Origin of the sequence: Bacillus sp. CFBP9009 (genome assembly GCF_036541465.1) — a bacterium.
In the GTDB taxonomy this organism is placed as follows: Bacteria; Bacillota; Bacilli; order Bacillales; family DSM-1321; genus Peribacillus.
This window is the reverse complement of the sequence record NZ_JAZHFU010000001.1, coordinates 587,132-605,611: the sequence shown is the minus strand read 5'-3', so window position 1 is coordinate 605,611 and position 18,480 is coordinate 587,132. Positions and strand designations below refer to the sequence as shown.

General features: G+C 42.7%; 17 protein-coding genes, 1 riboswitch and 1 other annotated feature (1 of these 19 running past the window's edge). Of the genes, 4 read left to right on the top strand and 13 right to left on the bottom strand.

The annotated features are described in order from the left end of the window. Positions 1 to 12: 12 nt before the first annotated feature. From V3595_RS03155 to V3595_RS03140, 4 genes are read right to left on the bottom strand one after another with little or no spacing between them, the layout of a single operon-like run. A complete protein-coding gene (locus V3595_RS03155; RefSeq protein ID WP_485905402.1) occupies positions 13 to 756 on the bottom strand; it encodes an ABC transporter ATP-binding protein in 744 nt (247 codons plus the stop codon). Next, complete coding sequence (locus tag V3595_RS03150; RefSeq protein ID WP_485905401.1) at positions 740 to 1,522, bottom strand: ABC transporter permease; 783 nt, start codon at positions 1,520 to 1,522, stop codon at positions 740 to 742. The genes V3595_RS03155 and V3595_RS03150 overlap by 17 nt, the downstream gene beginning before the upstream one ends. Next, complete coding sequence (locus V3595_RS03145) at positions 1,519 to 1,803, bottom strand: thiamine-binding protein (RefSeq protein WP_034309193.1); 285 nt, start codon at positions 1,801 to 1,803, stop codon at positions 1,519 to 1,521. The genes V3595_RS03150 and V3595_RS03145 overlap by 4 nt, the downstream gene beginning before the upstream one ends. Before the next feature lie 11 nt (positions 1,804 to 1,814). After that, a complete protein-coding gene (locus V3595_RS03140; RefSeq protein ID WP_402898423.1) occupies positions 1,815 to 2,810 on the bottom strand; it encodes an ABC transporter substrate-binding protein in 996 nt (331 codons plus the stop codon). Positions 2,811 to 2,944: 134 nt separating this feature from the next. Continuing rightward, a riboswitch (TPP riboswitch) is annotated at positions 2,945 to 3,054 on the bottom strand. A 313-nt stretch (positions 3,055 to 3,367) separates the two neighbouring features. Here V3595_RS03140 and V3595_RS03135 point away from each other — a divergent pair. Next, positions 3,368 to 4,189 (top strand): protein-glutamine gamma-glutamyltransferase, encoded by an 822-nt coding sequence (locus V3595_RS03135; protein WP_485905400.1) that lies wholly within the window; start codon positions 3,368 to 3,370, stop codon positions 4,187 to 4,189. 67 nt (positions 4,190 to 4,256) lie between these two features. On the opposite strand, the gene rarD is transcribed toward V3595_RS03135, so the two are convergent. The 7 genes from rarD to ezrA all read right to left on the bottom strand — a co-directional run bounded on the left by rarD (position 4,257) and on the right by ezrA (position 13,524). Then, positions 4,257 to 5,186, bottom strand: a complete 930-nt coding sequence (gene rarD / locus V3595_RS03130; RefSeq protein ID WP_485905399.1) for an EamA family transporter RarD — start codon at positions 5,184 to 5,186, stop codon at positions 4,257 to 4,259. 81 nt (positions 5,187 to 5,267) lie between these two features. After that, positions 5,268 to 6,869, bottom strand: coding sequence for an amidohydrolase (locus tag V3595_RS03125; protein ID WP_485905398.1), 1,602 nt, complete (start codon positions 6,867 to 6,869; stop codon positions 5,268 to 5,270). 152 nt (positions 6,870 to 7,021) lie between these two features. Next, positions 7,022 to 8,605 (bottom strand): acyl-CoA synthetase MbcS, encoded by a 1,584-nt coding sequence (mbcS, locus tag V3595_RS03120; protein WP_485905397.1) that lies wholly within the window; start codon positions 8,603 to 8,605, stop codon positions 7,022 to 7,024. A gap of 344 nt (positions 8,606 to 8,949) precedes the next feature. Beyond that, the gene (locus V3595_RS03115) at positions 8,950 to 9,156 is read right to left on the bottom strand and encodes an alpha/beta-type small acid-soluble spore protein (RefSeq protein ID WP_034309203.1); all 207 of its coding nucleotides are present in this window, start codon (positions 9,154 to 9,156) and stop codon (positions 8,950 to 8,952) included. 82 nt (positions 9,157 to 9,238) lie between these two features. Beyond that, a complete protein-coding gene (thiI, locus tag V3595_RS03110) occupies positions 9,239 to 10,450 on the bottom strand; it encodes a tRNA uracil 4-sulfurtransferase ThiI (RefSeq protein WP_251429340.1) in 1,212 nt (403 codons plus the stop codon). Then, the gene (locus tag V3595_RS03105) at positions 10,447 to 11,595 is read right to left on the bottom strand and encodes a cysteine desulfurase family protein (RefSeq protein WP_485905396.1); all 1,149 of its coding nucleotides are present in this window, start codon (positions 11,593 to 11,595) and stop codon (positions 10,447 to 10,449) included. Before V3595_RS03105 ends, thiI begins: the two co-directional genes overlap by 4 nt. Positions 11,596 to 11,829: 234 nt before the next feature. After that, positions 11,830 to 13,524, bottom strand: coding sequence for a septation ring formation regulator EzrA (gene ezrA / locus V3595_RS03100; RefSeq protein ID WP_485905395.1), 1,695 nt, complete (start codon positions 13,522 to 13,524; stop codon positions 11,830 to 11,832). Between the two features lie 168 nt (positions 13,525 to 13,692). Between ezrA and hisJ the strand changes: the two genes are divergently transcribed. Continuing rightward, entirely contained in the window at positions 13,693 to 14,496 is an 804-nt protein-coding gene (gene hisJ / locus V3595_RS03095) for a histidinol-phosphatase HisJ (protein ID WP_485905394.1), read from the top strand. Between the two features lie 14 nt (positions 14,497 to 14,510). On the opposite strand, the gene refZ is transcribed toward hisJ, so the two are convergent. Continuing rightward, positions 14,511 to 15,149 carry a forespore capture DNA-binding protein RefZ gene (refZ, locus tag V3595_RS03090; protein WP_101222952.1) on the bottom strand — a complete coding sequence of 213 codons (639 nt, stop codon included), beginning with the start codon at positions 15,147 to 15,149 and terminating at the stop codon, positions 14,511 to 14,513. 154 nt (positions 15,150 to 15,303) lie between these two features. Here refZ and V3595_RS03085 point away from each other — a divergent pair, with 154 nt between their 5' ends. Beyond that, on the top strand, positions 15,304 to 15,783 hold the full coding sequence (locus V3595_RS03085) for a GAF domain-containing protein (RefSeq protein WP_485905393.1): 480 nt from the start codon (positions 15,304 to 15,306) through the stop codon (positions 15,781 to 15,783). A gap of 460 nt (positions 15,784 to 16,243) precedes the next feature. After that, positions 16,244 to 16,846: a 30S ribosomal protein S4 gene (gene rpsD, locus V3595_RS03080; RefSeq protein ID WP_034309220.1), complete on the top strand. Its 603-nt coding sequence runs from the start codon at positions 16,244 to 16,246 to the stop codon at positions 16,844 to 16,846. A gap of 96 nt (positions 16,847 to 16,942) precedes the next feature. Here the strand turns inward: rpsD and tyrS are convergent, their stop codons facing one another. Further along, positions 16,943 to 18,199: a tyrosine--tRNA ligase gene (gene tyrS / locus V3595_RS03075; protein WP_034309231.1), complete on the bottom strand. Its 1,257-nt coding sequence runs from the start codon at positions 18,197 to 18,199 to the stop codon at positions 16,943 to 16,945. A gap of 66 nt (positions 18,200 to 18,265) precedes the next feature. Next, positions 18,266 to 18,480: a binding site (T-box leader), on the bottom strand; it runs 2 nt beyond the window's last position.

Genomic DNA, 18,480 nt, shown 5'->3' with positions numbered 1-18,480 from the left:
TTAATAGCCTCCTTAAGTAGAAAGAGTTGGCATTAGTGCTGCATATAACTCTCTTTTCAAATGAAAAAATTCATCACTAAGAAGCTGTTCTTCACTTCTTGGCCTTGGAAATGGAACTTTCACTTCTTTGATGACAGCAGCCGGTTTTGCTGATAACACATAAATTCTATCGGATAGGAAAACCGCTTCATCTATGCTATGCGTAACAAAGAGCACCGACCTCCGATTTTCCTCCCAAACCGACAACAGCCATTTTTGCATTTGCAATCTTGTCAGTTCATCCAAGGCAGAAAAGGGTTCGTCCAGGCACATCAAGTCCTGTGGACTTAAGATACTCCGGATGAATGCGGCCCTTTGCTTCATGCCTCCTGATAATTCATGCGGATATGCTTTCTCATACTCTTCTAATCCAGCTTTCATCAAAAGGGCTTTTGCCTTTTCTTTATCTCTGATCCCAGCAAGTTCACTTCCAAGCAAAACATTTTCCAATACAGTTCTCCAAGGTAAAAGGGAAGGCTGCTGCGGCATATAGCTGATATGGCCCTTTAAGCCATTTATCTTTTTACCATCCAGTGAAATGATGCCTTGATCCGGCTTCAAAATGCCGCCGATCAAGTGGAACAATGTACTTTTACCGCTGCCCGATGGCCCAAGGATCGTGACAAATTCCCCATCATCCACTTGGAAATTCATATTCTCCAATATATTCTGTTTACCATCGAAAGAATAGAAGACATCTTTAATTTCCAGCTTCATCCTTGCCGCCCTCCTTTCTCTTCCAAGAAACTAAGTATTTCTCCAGGAAGGTAATGATTCCAAAAAAGATCAGGCTCATTCCCATGATGATGAAAATGGCAACAAACACCCGGTCTGTCCTGAACGCAGAGGACGCGAGCGTCATATAAACACCAATCCCCGATTTTGCCCCGAGCCACTCTGAAATAACCGCACCCATCACACTATAGGTGGCCGAAATTTTCAGGCCGGAGAAAATGAACGGGATTGAGTGAGGAAATTCCAGCTTCCAAAATAACTGGTTTTTTCCCGCTCCCATCATCTTGAAATAATGCTTAAGCTCGTATGGTGTCTGGCGAAAACCGTCCAATGATGCAACCGCAACCGGAAAAAAACATACAAGCGAAATCACTATTAACTTAGGCAGCATACCAAAGCCAAACCAGATCACCAAAAGCGGGGCCAAAACTATGATAGGTATATTTTGTGATAGTATGAGCAGAGGATAAACCGCGTCCTTCACACCTTGAAATAGGTGTAGGATTGCCGCGATCAATAAGCCGATGCAGCTTCCAATAAAAAAACCAGACAACGCAAGCTCGGTTGTGGATATAAGGTGTCCGTAAAGATTCCGCGATGACTCAATTCCTTCAATGAAAATGGCTGATGGAGCGGGAAGCAGCCATTCTTCAACCTTCAATAAGATTGTCACTGACTCCCAAACTATCAGCAACAATAATAAAAGAAAGAAGGGAGCCCCCTTCTTCCAAATTCCCCTTCCGATCATGCCCGATATTTCTCCGTTAACGTATCCATCGTAATCCCGCTTGGCTGATATAATATTTTCACTTGCGAAATGACATTCGGCGATCCTATTTCAATCATTCTTACATTCATTTTTTCAATCACGGCAAAAAGTTCGGAAAGCTCGCCCTCCATTGTCGTTTCAAGCGGGTGAACCTCATACTTGACACCTGATTCTTCAATGATCTTGATTGCTTCATCGACCATAGGGATGACATTTTCCCCTTTAGGAATAATTTGTATACTAATTAATGAATTGGCCATTGTATTTCCTCCTATTTTGGTAAAAATTCATTGGTAAATGCCTTTTCAGGATCGAAATCACCTTCAAGAAGCTTGTTTTCAGTCATCCAATCACTGTAATTCTTCCAGATTTCCAGTTTTTGTTCACCCCAACGCGGAGCATCATCCTGATACTTGGCTGCAAGCCACTCCTGACTTTTCTTAACTAGTTTTGCATCAAGATCCGGCGCAGACTTGATTAACATGTCTGCTGCATCAGCAGGATTCTTAATCGCAAACTGGTACCCTTTCGATGCTGCATGAACGAATGCTTTAACAGTTTCGGGATCTTCTTTTATCATCTTTTCATTTGTAGTCAAAACAGGCGTATAGTAATCAAGCTTATCAGAGTATTCGGTTAAGTAAACCATATTAAGCTTTTCATTTCGCAACTCAGCCTCAATGCCTGTCCATCCATAATAAATCCAGGCAAAATCTATATCCCTCTTAACAGAAGTGAAAAAATCCATGTCTCCTGTATTGACTATATCCACTTTATTTACATCCGCATTTTCTTTTTTCATTAGTGAATCAATAATGGCCTTTTCAACCGGAGACCCCCAGCCACCATACGTTTTCCCTTCAAAATCCTTGGGAGTTTTAATGTTTTTTGCCTCAGGGGAAGCGAATCCAGAGGTATTATGCTGGATGACGGCAGCAACCGAAACAATTGGCACGCCCTGCACACGGGCCTGTGTTATGCCCTCCTGGTAGCTCACGCCAAATTCAGATTTTCCTGAAGCGACAAGCTTATCCGCTCCAGCTTCACCTGGCATGATAATTTCCACATCAAGACCTTGCTCTTTAAAATAACCTTTTTCCTTGGCAACATACAATCCTGTATGGTTTGTATTCGGTGTCCAATCGAGCACGACCGATACCTTTTTTAATTCTTCATTTTTAGATGCTTCTTCTTTTTCATTAGTTCCGCCTGCACCACATCCAGCCAAAAGGAACAACGAAGTTAACAGTGGTAAGAATTTATTCAAGTTATTATCCTCCTACACATCATATAAGATCCATATGCCGGAACCATAATGGGGCCCCAGGGTCTATTCAAATACTGGATAAAAAAGCAAAAAACGCCCGAAGATGAATTCGGACGTTAACATACAAAACAGAAAGTCAGTAATAATATGTTCCCTCCGCTGGCATCACCCAGATCAGGTTCAAAGAGTCAGCATCTAAAGGATGCAATCTCAGCCAGCAGTACTGGCCCCCCTACATTTCTCGCACATATGAACTTTTCTCTCTCATTATATCAATTCATGAGGAAAAGGGAATACTAATTTGCTTCTTCTCACTAATTGGAAAGGTATTCCTTGCTCTTAAGGTTATCTAGCAAAACATCTTTTGGAACGAAAATCATTGAAAGCAAGGTAATTCTGCCTCTTTTCATTCCAAACATTCTTGACTGCAACGGTGGCTGACACGTTCCAAATAGTCATTTCTTTGCAGGCATTCATATAATGAGCATTACCTGTAGACATTTATGTTTACTGATTTTATATACCGTTAATTTAATAAGCAAAAGGTGGATATGATCATGATAAAGATTAATCACAGATGGTTAGATGTCAGTCAAATCCAACCAGGAATAGCATCTGCTAAATCGCTTGAAATTCTCCAATGTTTGGCGGGAGATTCTAACGTTCTTGAATACCGGAACTTTGGAGAGTTTAATTTCGAGATGCAGCTGAGGCACCGAGTCATTGAGGCAGCTATTGCGTTGGATAAAAGTGATGCAGAATTTTCCACACTTGAGGAATCGCAATCCAATGAACAATATTGGCGCCTTTCAAAGGGTGGCACCTTCACCCTTCAGCCAGGGATTTTCCCTCATGCTGCACTTCTGGACATTTTCATGAATGGAAGGCTTTATGCTTTCGAATGCGGGACAGCAATGGTCGTCACTTTTTTAAAGGCGATTTTGGATTTAATCGGCCCTAGGAATTTCGATTACCTTTTTTCAAACCTTTTTTTATATGACTGGCGCCCTCCAGAGAATATGGCTCTTAATATTCATCAAGGAAGGGATTATTTACCAGGCGATTGCGTTTACTTCAAAAACCCTGATCACGACGAGGCAACTCCTGAATGGCAAGGTGAAAATGCCATATTATTAGGAAATAACCTCTTTTATGGCCACGGGATCGGGATTACCAGTGCACAGGGAATCATCACTGAATTAAATAGCCATAGAAAGCCGTACGCCACCATATCAGCATTCCTGACAGATCATATCATTTTCCTGGATAGTTCCTTCTATAGCCAATTCCAACTAAATAGAGCAAAGCCCGATCACTGTCCTGTCAGCCTTTCCAATTGTATTGTTTCTGAAATAGGTTCGAAGATTTACCTTTCATGACCTTTTTGTTTTATATACTGGCATAAAAAAATGCTTGGGGAGAGATCTCCCAAGCATTTTTTCTTATTCATGCACCAATATTCCCTTTGCCTTTAAGCCTGCGGGCATTCGCCTGACCCCATTTCGTTATGGATAATGTATAAACAGCCAAGGCTGACCATATGAACAAAAAGGCTAAAAGATGTGCTTTGGTAAAACTTTCATGATAGATGAATACCCCGATCAATAAAGATAAGGTCGGAGCGATATACTGAAAAATGCCAAGCATCGATAACGGGATCTTCTCCGCCCCTTTTGCAAAATATAAAAGAGGCAAGGCCGTGACTATCCCGCCGCCCACCAACAGCAAGCTTGTGCTTCCTGCTGTAAAGAATTGCATTTCTGATCGGTTCATCAAGTATATCAGGTAACCCAGGGCCAGAGGCGTTACCATCATCGTTTCGAGCGTCAGCCCGATCGCCGCTTCGGCCTTGATCATTTTTTTTGCCAGACCGTATAATCCAAAGGTCATGGCCAAAACAAGAGAGATCCACGGGATCGTGCCGAAATGAATGCCCAGGATCAAGACTCCTATTCCTGCAAGCAGGAACGAAATGATTTGGGCCCCGCTCAATTTTTCTTTTAAGACTATCACTCCCAATAGTACACTGACTAACGGATTGATATAATATCCAAGGCTCGTGTCGAGGATCCGTCCTGAGTTAACGGCCCAGATGAACACTCCCCAATTAGCTGTAACAAGCAGTGACGCCGTAAGTAATGCCGCAAAGAGTTTGGGATTTCCCAATATGTTTTTGACATAGACAAGAAACGCCTGCCATTTTTTCATGAACATCAATAAAACCAGCATGAACACGAAAGACCATAATACCCTCTGAGCTAAAATTTCTGTTGCACCGACCCCCTGAAGGAACTTCCAGAAAATCGGCACGACTCCCCACATCATGTAAGAAAGGGCTGCATAGATCGCCCCTTCTTTTTGTTCATTCACGTTCATAACCTGCCTTCTTTCCAATTACATTCCTTTTATCTAATTCCATCTAACAATTTTGTATTTCCATTTCTTTTTTTGCAACTGTTATTTTTTATCATGCATGATTTTGTCATCGATGACCGTCATGACCGCCTCAGCTTTTAGGAGGTCATCCGGCGCAACAGCAAAGACATCCAGATTAAACACGGTAAAGTCGGCATCGTACCCTTTAATGATTACACCGCGTCGTTTTTCCTGGCCAATTGCCGCAGCACTCCCTTTTGTATACAGTGCAAAGGCTTCGTAAACGGAAAGCCTTTCACCCAGGCCATATACGGTATGGTCCTCACTATTGATTTTCATCCTTGTGACAGCTGCATGAATGCCCAAAATTGGATTTAATGGCTCAATGGGTGCATCCGACCCTCCCGCACAAATGATGCCCAAATTCAAATAGGTTTTCCAGGCATAGGAGGATTCCAACAGATTGGCTGGAACCTTTTCTTCCACCCACGGAAAATCGGACGGGACGAAGCCCGGTTGGATATCAAAAATTAACGGCAGCTTTGCCGCCCGCTGCAACAGCTCCGGCCGGACGATCTGCGCATGGATGAGCCGGTCCCTCTGTCCCTCTTGCGGGGGGAGGGCCTCAATTGCATTCAAGACGTATTCAAAAGCGAGATCGCCAATCGCATGGACAGCAATCGGCATTCCGGCATCCCTTGCTTTTTTCACCAATTCCTGAAGCTCGTTTTCAGTGAATATCGCGACTCCATTCGTATTCTTTTGATCTACATAGGGCTCGCTCAACAGGGCTGTGCGTCCGCCTAAGGAGCCATCCGTAAATATCTTCATGCTGTCGAATTTAATATATCGCGTACCTTTCTGATAGCCGCCGCCTGCTGCCAGCATTTCTTCAAACGCTTCGTGATGGACGAGTAAATTGGCGCGGAAGGTCATTTCCCGGTCCTCGATCACCGATTTAAACGCCTGATATGTCGGCATGAAGCCATTGTAATAATGGAGGTCCTCAGTATGTCCGCCAGTCAAACCCAGCTTATATGCGTCTTCTATGGCCTCTGTGAGCGCGTTTTCGATATATTCTTGATCAATGCCTGGAAGACTGTCTAAAATAAGGTTTTGTGCCTGACTTTCTTTAAATAAACCATTTAAACGTCCGTCCGGATAACGGCAGATCACCCCGCCTGAAGGTTCTTTAATATCTTCTTTAATATCCGCTTCCAAAAGGGCACGGGAATTGACCACCAGGGCATGACGGCAGATCCTTTTCAATACGATGGGATGTTCTGTCGATATCGCATCAAGCTCATCCCGTAATATCAATTCAGGACTCGGCCATTCGTTTTCATTCCACCCTTCGGCAACAATCCACTTTCCAGCCGGGGTCTTTGAGCACTTTTCCTCCAAGGATTTCATGATGGACTGCCTGCTATCCATCAAAGAGAGGTCTAAACGAAGCAGCCTTTCACCATGCCCGACCAAATGAAGGTGACTATCCACTAACCCTGGCAACATCGTTTGTCCTTTTAAGTCGATTTCCCTGGAAATATTGCCGGCATATTCATTTTTCAGATAGTCCTGGCTGCCGGTATCAACAATTACCCCCTTTTCAGTGAAGACTGCCTCCACTTGATCGTTTTCTTTAACCATCGTATAAATCGACCCATTGAACCATAACGTTCCCATTCCGGCTTTACACTCCTTATTAAATGATTGTTACTGTGCAGATATGCAGTAAGTGTACCATCTCATATCTTGAATTCCCATATTTATGCTTTTATCCTAACCCCTGTTATAAAAAAAACGCCAGCCATGGGGGCTGACGGTAATGCTTTCAATCAATTGTTAAGGAGTGCTTCTTCCCTTTTCCGTAAATCCACCCGTTTGATTTTACCCGAAGTCGTTTTGGGCAGCTCTTCTAAAAATTCGATTTTCCTTGGGTATTTATATGGGGCAGTCAATTCTTTCACGTGCGATTGGAGCGTCTTGATCAAGTCTTGGCTGTTCGGATCAACATCATCCATCAATACGACATACGCCTTGACCACATTTCCCCTTATTTCATCAGGACTTGCTATAACGGCACACTCTTTAACATATGGATGCTTAACGAGTGCATCTTCCACTTCAAACGGTCCAATCGTATATCCCGAGCTGATGATGATATCATCAGAACGACCCTCAAACCAGAGGTAACCATCCTCATCCTTTTTCGCCTGATCGCCAGTGATATAATAATCCCCACGGAATTGCTTCGATGTCCGCTCGGGGTCTTTAAAATATTCTTTAAAGAGAGCAGGTGTATCAACATGTACGGCAATATCCCCCACTACGCCAGGAGAACAAGGTTTACCGGAATCATCAACGATTTCCACATGGTTGCCCGGTGTCGGTTTGCCCATGGAGCCCAATTTAATTTCCATTCCTTTTGTTACACCTACCAACAGGGTATTTTCAGTCTGTCCATATCCATCACGCACTTCAATATGGAAATGGTTTTTAAAGACTTCGAACACTTTTTGATTTAAAGGCTCTCCCGCTGATACAGCACTATGAAGATGGGATAAATCATAGTCATCAAGGTTATCCACCTTTGCAATCAATCGATACTCAGTTGGTGTGCAGCATAATGCATTCACTTTGTAGTCCTGAAGCAGCTGAAGATATTTTTTCGCCTCGAACTTCCCATGATAAGCAAGGCCGGTCGCTCCCGTTCCTAGAACCGCCAGGAAAGGACTCCAAATCCACTTTTGCCACCCTGGACCCGCAGTTGCCCAAACCACATCCGTTTCGCTGATGCCGAGCCAGTTTGCAGCAGACGTTTTCAAATGTGCATAAGCCCAGCCATGTGTATGGACGACCCCTTTTGGATTTCCTGTCGTTCCGGAAGTATACGATAAGAACGCCATATCCTCACTCTTCGTGTCGGCCATTTGGAGCTGATCGGATTCTTTGTCGGCAAGCTCATTCAAATCCAGCCAATTTTCGATTCGTTTTCCGATTGAGAATTTCAGAAGGCTTTCCGCTCCTTCTATTTCATTCAATTCATGAGTATATTCATGATAACTGATGATTCCTTTGACATCACCATGGTTGACTCGATACTGCAAGTCCTTCGCACGAAGCATTTCCGAACAAGGTATGACAATCATGCCAATTTTCAATGCGGCTAAATACACTTGATATGCTTCCACCAAACGAGGAATTATGATAAGGACCGTATCACCTTTACCCAGTCCTTTTTTCTTTAAGGCATTTCCAATTTTATTTGCACTCTTTAATAAATTCTCATATGTAAGTTGTTTTTTATCTCCGGTTTCGTTCTCCCAGAGTACGGCAACTTTTTCTGGATCTTTTGCATAACGTTCCATTTCACTCACTAAGTTGTAATGTTCCGGAGCCAATAAGTCTTCACGCTTCATATTCTTCCCCTCCAATTATGAACTCTTAGTACCTACTCATTATACAAGATACTTCTCTTATATTTCTATTTATTTTTACAAATAAATAAAAGAGAGCGGGTGTTGAACCCGCTCTCTGCAGACTGTAGACAAACTCGAAGAAAAGCGAATTTGCTTTCAGTTTTTTATTGATAAACGTTTCAGTTGATTCAGAAATCCGCCGACTGTCTGCGTTATTCGGCAGGGGTGTCGCAAATTTCTTCAATCCAATTAGAATTACAGTAAAAAATAATGTAGTATAACGAAGTCGACAAACAGAAGAGAGCGGGTGTTAAAACCCGCTCTCTGTAGCCATATTTATTAAATTATCTGTTGAAGCCTCCGCCTAATTGTTGTTCAGCCATTTGAACAAGGCGTTTTGTGATTTCTCCACCAACTGAACCGTTAGCGCGAGATGTTGTGTCGGCACCAAGTTGTACGCCGAATTCTGTAGCGATTTCATATTTCATTTGTTGTAGAGCTTGTTCAACTCCAGGTACCAATAATTCGTTTGAGCTGTTGTTGTTTGCCATGTGTTTTTCACCTCCTTGTGATTATAGAGTGTGTTAAAACACATGGCTTCATTCGCACTATTTTATTGGTAATTACAGGATATTAAAACAAGTCTTCCATCGCTTCTTCCTTATCGAAAGTCTGTCCAGGTTTAACCGTCAATACTTCTGTTTCGGAGACCGCTTTTTCAATCAAGGATTCAAAGTCGACGAAGCTTTCATAGTAATTGACTTTTTCACGTTTCGGTTTCGTTTTTGGGCTTGCCGGCGTAAAGACCGTACAGCAATCCTCGTAAGGCAGATTGGATATTTCAAACGTATCAAGCTCTCTTGCAATTTTGATGATTTCCGTTTTATCCATGGTTATGAGCGGACGCAGGATCGGTGTATTCGTCACCTCATTGATGGCAAACATGCTGCTCATCGTCTGGCTTGCAACCTGCCCAAGGCTTTCACCGGTAATCAGTGCCATGGCTTCTTCCTTTTCACGGATTCGATCGGCGACCCGCATCATTAAACGACGGGTTGTGGTCATTGAGTAGTTTTCCGGGATTTGTTTTTGAATCAATAATTGGATTTCCGTAAATGGAACGATATGCACTTTCATGCTTCCATTTATTTCTGCCAGCTTGCCCGCCAAATCAATGACCTTTTGACGTGAACGTTCGCTTGTGAACGGTGGGCTGTAAAAATGGATCGCTTCCACGTCCAATCCCCGTTTCATCGAAAGGAAGCCCGCAACAGGGCTATCAATCCCGCCTGAAAGCATCAGCATCGCCTTTCCGCTTGACCCGAATGGAAGACCGCCTGCTCCCTGGATGATTTCACCTGTCAAATACACGGCTTCGCGTCTCACTTCCACTAGCAGGTTCAAATCAGGGTTCTTTACATCCACTTTTAAATCTTCTGTATTTCGAAGCAAATGCCCGCCGATTGCCCTGTTAATTTCATCGGTATTATATGGAAAATCCTTATCCGCGCGTTTTGTCGTGATTTTGAACGTGTTTACCTCTTCAAGAGTATGATTAAGGTAATACAATGCTGCCGTTTTCATCACTTCCAGATCACGCTCAATTTTTATCGCAGGGCTTAATGACTGAATTCCAAAAATGCCTTTCAATCGGTCAATGACAGGCTTATGGTCCGCACCGTTCAGGAGAACGTACATCCGCTCCCGGTTAGCTGTAAGCACTACGCCTTCTATATCTTTTAAACTCCAGCGGATATGTGCCTTCATTTTGTCTACAAAGCCTTTACGGTTTCTTTTTTTCGTGGAGATTTCTCCATAACGGATAATTATATGATCAAATTTCATTTTGCAACCCTCATTATTTTTTCTAAATTAGCGACTATTTTCTGTATCGCCGCCAGAACTTGCTTTGCTTCTTCCATTTCATTGCCATAGGTAGTACTGATTCGGATGACGCTTTCGGAACGAGCTGAATTATGGAACATCGCATCCACCGTTTTGCTTACCGTCCTTTTTTTCGAAGAACAGGCACTAGTCGTCGAAACATATATTCCTTCCGATTCAAGTGCATGCAGCAATACCTCGGATTTAAGTCCCGGAACGGAAAAATTCACAATATGGGGTGTCCCCTCTTCGGGACTGTTAACCAACACCCCGTCCATTTCCTGCAAACCTTTATATAAATAAGTTTTGATTTGCTGTAGCTTATCATGATATAGCAATTGATTGTTCATACTAATACGCAAAGCCTTCGATAAGGCGACGATTCCCGCGACATTTTCGGTGCCACTCCTGATTTTCGTTTCTTGATTGCCGCCATGGAAAAGCGGATCGACCCGAACGCCTTCACGAACATAAAGGATGCCCGTCCCCTTCAAGCCGTGCACCTTGTGGCCGGAGATTGTACATAAATCCACATTGGCATCACGCAATGATAACGTAACTTTGCCTGTACCCTGCACGTTATCGACATGAAAGAGCACGTTTGGGTATTGTTTTAACAATTTGCCCACTTCAGCAATCGGCTGTATCGAGCCAACTTCATTATTAACATGCATGACGGAAACCAAAATGGTATCTTCCCTCAATGCATCCTTAAGATCCGTTACATCAATTTTCCCAAATTCGTTAACGGGAAGATATGTGATCTCATAACCCATTTTCGTCAATGATTGGCATGTATCTTCTACAGAAGGATGTTCAATCGCTGTCGTGATTATGTGTTTGCCGCGATTTCCCTGAAAGTGGGCGGCCCCTTTAATGGCAAGATTATTTCCTTCCGTCCCCCCGGAAGTGAAATATATTTCCGAACTCTTCACCTTTAATAAATCAGCGATCTGCTTTCTTGCAGCGGAAAGCAGTTTTTCGGATTGCACCCCAAGTCCATGAAGCGAAGAGGGGTTCCCGAAATAGTCCGAAGTAACCTTCATGAATGATTCGATTACTTCGGGATATGGTTTTGTTGTTGCACTATTATCAAAATAAATCATGGGCTCACCTTCCATGTTTTTGTATCTATGATGGTCACTCTACTAAATATAAGTTTCAATGTTGCTGTTGCAACATCTAATATTAACATAATTGAATTTGAAAGAGAATGTAAAACACTGGTCCATGAATGATAGGAGAATTGCTTCTTTTTATTTCTCAGAATGATTTAAACTTCCCACCTGTTTATTCACGGTCCGTCCGGTAAAAGAAAAAAACCCGCCATGGCGGGTTTTTTAGGAAAGGACTTCTTCTATGTTCGCCCCGATTTTTCGTAAACTGCCTGGGTCGACCTTTTCTATGGCCGTTGCTGCCGTTTCCAACGCTGCTTGATATTCATAGCTTCGGAATTTCGCTTCGGCTTCCCTAAGGCTTTCGGCAACCATATCGTGACTGCTTCGATAGCGATTTCCGAATTGGATCACCTTTTCGGCCAAATACATATGTTCGATCAATTCATGGGCTTTTTCGTGGACCCTATTCACCTGTTGAACCGCTTTTTCCAAATAAATATAAACAGCGGCCATGTCAAGCGGCTTTTCTTCAAGTTTCCCCTGAACGTCATCCATGCTTTCTTTGGCATCAGATAGCACCACTTTATACTCTTCTGGAAGACCTGGAATATTGCTTTTTGCAATTAAACGTCCAGTATCGACCATTTTACGTTTCAATTCAGCCAGTGAATCCCTGGCATCCATTTCATCTTTCCGTAAAGCCTGTAATTTAATGGTGAAGTCTTTCTGATTTTCCTGTAATTCCTTCAACTGTGCAGCCAGCCCCTGCATCTCTTCTCTGATAAGGGAGCTTGCCATCACATTATCCTCCATTTTCAAGACAAGCAATTGATGGCGTTTCGAAATCTGGGCAATCTGCTTTTCCATTTTCCGTTGTGCATCGAGCTCATTTTCCGTCAGATGATATGTGTGTTGAACATGTATGGTTTCAACTTTAAGTTTATCGTTTTCATATTCAAGGTCACTGATCGTTTTCCTGAGAACTTCATCATTTTTCAAGATATACTGTTTTGAAAGTACTTCTTTTTCCAAAAGGTCATAAAGCACCTCAATGCTTTGGCGCATATCTTTAATGCCTTTATCCACGGCTTCCGTTTCGGCATTTTCCAATTGTGTTTTATATAGTTCCAGTTCTTCCTCAAGCCGGGATATTTCCTGCTCGAATTGGATATGGCTCAACAGATACCCCTGTCCTGACATCTCCTCATAACCATCCTTCAATTCTTGAAGCTGGGAATGCAGCTCGGATTGGCTATCTACCAATAATTTCGGGAGCATTTCCATTTTAACTGACAGAACCGCCAACTTTTCCTTAATGGATAGAACAAGCTCCCTCGCATTCAAATAATTGCCGTTCACGGTCTCTTCGTCATACTTTTGAAGGGTCTGCAATACTTCATCCAAGGTATTTTCCAGCTTATCAGCCGCTTTCCCGTAATTATGCCTGTGTGCAAGCAGGGATTTCTTCAATTGACGGTAGGATTCCTTGATATCCTCAATTTCCAATCGGTTTTTTTCCTCACTGCCTACGAGTTCATTCAGTTCGTATAAGATCTTTTTGATCATTTCCTCGATTTCATTCAGCTTGACTGTAATTTTGCGCTGTACTTCTTTTGATCGGCTGAAACGGTATTTATCGACGAATTCCTCGGCATCGAATAAAAGCTCTTCGACTTCGGGCATATGATCGGTAATGATGGCGTCCCATTCAATGCGCCAGTTTTCGAACATTTCCTCTGTTTCACCTGTCATGTTCAATTGTTTGACTTTAGAAAGCTCTTCCAGCACGGGGCGGTGCATGATGCTTATTTTCCAGGATTCCAGTCGATCGATTTCTTTAAAATATCTCTTTTTGAAAAAATAACCCCAAATGATGAAAATCAAAATTAATACAATTACCCCAATTATGTAATCCATGGTAAGCCCCCTGTTCTAGTCCTTACAGTCTTGCTCGTTTATATATCAATTTTAAAAATGTTAAATTTAATGCTTTTATGATACCATGTTAGCAATAATTTTTGACGAGAAAAATGTTTTTTTTGTAGAAAATTGCTACAAATACCTGTTTTTTGGGAGGGAAGGACCATGAAAGCTGACGGTCATGTGCACACTCCGTTTTGCCCTCACGGCTCTACGGATAAATTCGATGAATATATTACGCGGGGAATCGAGCTAGGATTAAAGGAAATCACATTTACGGAACATGCTCCATTGCCACAAAATTTTCAAGATCCTACGCCTGAAAAAGACAGCGGCATGGACGCTGCCCTGCTCCTGGATTACTTTCAAGAGCTCCGCGTACTGAAAGATCGCCATAAAGACAAAATCCTGATCAAAACAGGTCTGGAGGTTGACTTTATAGAGGGTTATGAAAAAGAAACAAAAGAATTCCTCGACGAAATCGGAGAATTCCTTGATGATAGTATACTTTCCGTCCACTTCATCAAGCATCAAAGCAGTTGGCACTGCATCGATTTCAGCGAAAATGGGTTTGGTGAGATTGCCAATGAACTAGGTTCAGTGGAATCGGTGTATGCCAAATATTACGATACACTGGAAAAATCAATAATTACTGATTTAGGCATTTATAAACCAAAACGGATCGGGCATATTACGCTTGTCCATAAGTTCCAGCATCGATATCCGCCGGCTTCTAGTTTTGACGAGCGGGTTTACAAGGTGCTCGACATGATCAAAGAACAAAGGTATGAACTAGATTATAATGGAGCCGGGCATGTAAAGCCGCTATGCGGTGAACCCTACCCTCCTGAACGGTTTGCAAAGCGTGCTTTCGACCTCGGCATTCCGCTTATTTACGGATCCGATGCACATCAAGCTAAGGATTTGGGTCAGGGCCATCAGGCACTGATTGAAGGGTTCAATGGGTAACTCATGTATACACTTCAGCTCCGGCCCGCTAACAGTGGCTGTAGGTCAATGAAAAGGGTATCCTGCAAAAAACGTCCGACTTCATTGGCATAAATATTCGTGTAATAGGCTTCCTGCGGGAACACATGAAGCACATCCATCGCATAATGGGTATGCAGGACAGGGGCCGTCAATAAACCCTTCAACTGAAGCATATACATGGGAACCGAGACCTGCTGGAAACTCCTGCTCTTGATCCCCTGTTCCAAAATATATTGAAAATAAGACTTTTCCTTTGTAAAATAAGTCGAATGAATTTCACGATTTAAATTGGAATCGAGTGAAGATTCCCCATATATGAACCGTGCGGCAAGGAAGTTTTCCCTCTGGAAAGCGAGAATATCCTTTACAAGATTCATCAAGCAATGCTGCGGGCCTTTAAGTTCCAGCAATGTCATGTTCGTCTCAAGGACCAGGATATACTCTTCTAAATAGGAAGTGAAACAGAATTCCAGCAACCCCTGCTTATTCTTGAAATAGTAGGCAATATTTGCAGCGTTCACTTTGGCTTTATTCGCAATATCCCGTATGGATGTAGCATGATAGCCTTTTAAATGAAATAAATGCAATGCAGCTTCCACAATGGCTTGTTTCGTTGGCGTCTGGCGATTCATTCAGGCAATCCCTCGCTTTCTTTGAGACAAGTCTTGTGGACTACTTCTTCACTGAAGAGCCTGAATCCTTTAGTAAGTTCTCGACAATTTCCCAACAATAAAGCAACATGATTAGAAAGTGCTGTAAAAATATGAGGAAGACAGGTGAACGCTTTTGTTTAATGTCGAAATGTATCAAGGAAAAAAAGAAAAAAACTATGAAATGGTCCAAAAACAACTACTTGCCTTAATCGAAGATGAAACGAACCGGATAGCCAATTTAAGCAATGCGGCAGCTTTACTTAATCAGTTTCTCGATGAGATTAACTGGGTTGGCTTTTATTTATATGAAGAAGACCAATTAATACTAGGGCCCTTCCAGGGGCTTCCGGCCTGTGTCCGCATTCCAATGGGGAAGGGCGTATGCGGGACTTCAGCGGCAACTGAAAAAACCTTGCGCATTGAGGATGTCCACCAATTCCCTGGACATATCGCCTGCGATGCAGCATCAAGATCTGAAATTGTCATCCCGCTCATGAAGGATGGCAAATTGCTTGGTGTCCTCGATATCGACAGCCCGATAACGGACCGTTTTGACGAAATGGATCAGCAAGGACTGGAGAAGTTCGCTGAAATCCTTTCCAGGCATCTATAAAGTTAAAGGGAGCGGCAATCCTTGCCTGCTCCCTTTTCCATTACAGACCCCATGTACATGTACCCGGTACTTCCTGAATTCTTCCCAATATATAACGCCTATCGGCCCATTTGATATTTTTCTCCATATATTCATTATCTCATCATAACGCTTACAATGAAAAAACCTCACTAAAAATTGCATTTTTTAAATTTACCTGCTGCGATTCTCTTTATCTACTCCTTAATTAATCACAACTGTCCTTGACTCATTGAGCCAAATATTATACAATACTCTTTGTGTAAAATATTGCAGCCTATGTGACAGCCTTTATGTTCTCATTTTGTTCCTCAATACAGAGGTGTATCTCGTAACCCTCTGCTGCTAGGGCGAAGGTACATGAAAACAAAATGGTCATAATCGTACATTCACACGGTTTTTATTTTACCAAAATAAAAACATTTAAAGGAGGAGTCATCCTATGGCTCGTTATACTGGCCCAAGCTGGAAACTATCCCGTCGTTTAGGAATTTCCCTAACAGGTACTGGTAAAGAATTAGAAAAACGCCCTTATGCTCCAGGACAACATGGTCCTAACCAACGTAGAAAAATTTCTGAATACGGAATGCAACTACAAGAGAAACAAAAACTTCGTCACATGTACGGAATCACTGAGCGTCAATTCCGCACAATGTTCGACCGCGCTGGCAAACTTAAAGGTGTACATGGTGAAAACTTCATGATTCTTCTTGAATCACGTCTTGACAACCTAGTTTACCGTCTTGGTTTAGCTCGTACACGTCGTCAAGCACGTCAACTTGTTAACCACGGTCACATCACTGTAGACGGAAGCCGCGTAGACATTCCATCTTACAAAGTGTCTCTTGGACAAACAATCTCAGTTCGTGAAAAATCACGCAACTTCTCAATCATCAAAGAATCAGTTGAAGCAACTAACTTCGTTCCTGATTTCCTTACTTTCGATGCTGAGAAATTAGAAGGTACTTTCACTCGTTTACCAGAACGTTCTGAATTGCCTGCTGAAATTAACGAAGCTCTTATCGTTGAGTTCTACTCTCGTTAATAACTTCAAAAACCCCATCCTTGGATGGGGTTTTTTTTGCACCTAAACACCTTTGCAGAACAAAGCCCGGCTGAATCCCAGCCGGGCTTTGGACAATCATTTCACTAGTGTGTATTTCTTCTTGCCGCGACGAACGAGGATGAACTCCCCTTCAATCTTGGCAGCTTCCGTCACTACATATTGCAGATCGGTCACTTTCTCCCCATTTATGGAGATTGCCCCGTTCTGAATATCTTCACGGGCTTGACGCTTTGATGGCGAAATTTTCGCTTCAACGATTAAATCGACCAAACCGATATCTTCCTTGCTTTCACGTTCGAAGCTAGGGACATCTTTAAAGCCCAATTTGATTTCCGCTGCACTTAAATTCTTCACCTCACCGCTGAATAGGGCGGCAGAGATTTTGATCGCTTGGTCAAGAGCTTCCTGACCATGAATCAAACGGGTCATTTCTTCCCCTAAAGCTTTTTGCGCTTTACGCAAATGCGGTTCGTTTTGTACGGATTGCTCTAACTCTTCAATCACTTCACGAGACAGGAATGTGAAGAATTTCAGGTATTTCACGACATCTGCATCGGCTGTATTGATCCAGAATTGGTAAAATTCATACGGAGTCGTTTTTTCCGGGTCAAGCCAAATCGCTCCGCCTTCCGTTTTACCGAATTTCGTTCCATCCGCTTTCGTTACGAGCGGGATCGTCATACCGAATGCTTTGGCATTCTCATCATTGGATTTCCTGATCATTTCAAGGCCGGTCGTAATGTTGCCCCATTGATCACTGCCGCCTATTTGCAATTTACAGTCGTAATTGCTGTATAAATGACCGAAATCAATTCCTTGTAAAATCGTGTACGCAAATTCAGTGAAGGAAATTCCCGTATCCAAGCGGGAAGCAACCGTATCTTTTGCCAGCATGTAGTTAATGCCGATGTATTTCCCGTAATCACGCAGGAATGTAACCATATCGATTTTGCCTATCCAGTCATAGTTATTGACCATGACCGCACCATTTTCACCGTCGAATTCAAAGATGTGGGATAGCTGCCCTTTTATGCAATCTGCATTATAAAGCACTTTTTCCAGCGTTTGCAGCTGACGTTCCTCTTTTTTACCGCTTGGATCACCGATGAGTCCTGTCGCACCGCCCACCAGCACAAGGGGACGATGACCGTGCTGCTGGAAACGGCGCAATGTCAAGAATGGCAATAGATGACCGATGTGCATGCTATCCGCAGTTGGATCGACACCACAGTATAAAGAAATTTTCTCTTTTTCCAAAAGGTTCTTAAAACCTTCTTCATCCGTTTGTTGATAAATAATTCCTCTCCACTCGAGGTCTTTAAGCAATTCCATTTAATATTCCTCCTCCATCTTAGAAAAAAACCGCAAAAAGCACACAAAAACGCCCCTTCATAAATATGAAGGGACGAATGAATTCGCGGTACCACCCAACTTGAGGACATAATATGCCCTCCGCTCAAGACGAATAACGGTCGTCAACCGTTTCCTGCTACTAATCATTTCACAGCAAATGCTCCAGGAAGTAATTCATCATACCATTTGTACCGATTTCCACTAACCACCGGCTCTCTGAAACAGGGATAGTCTGACTACTGGGTCCTATCATCGCGATC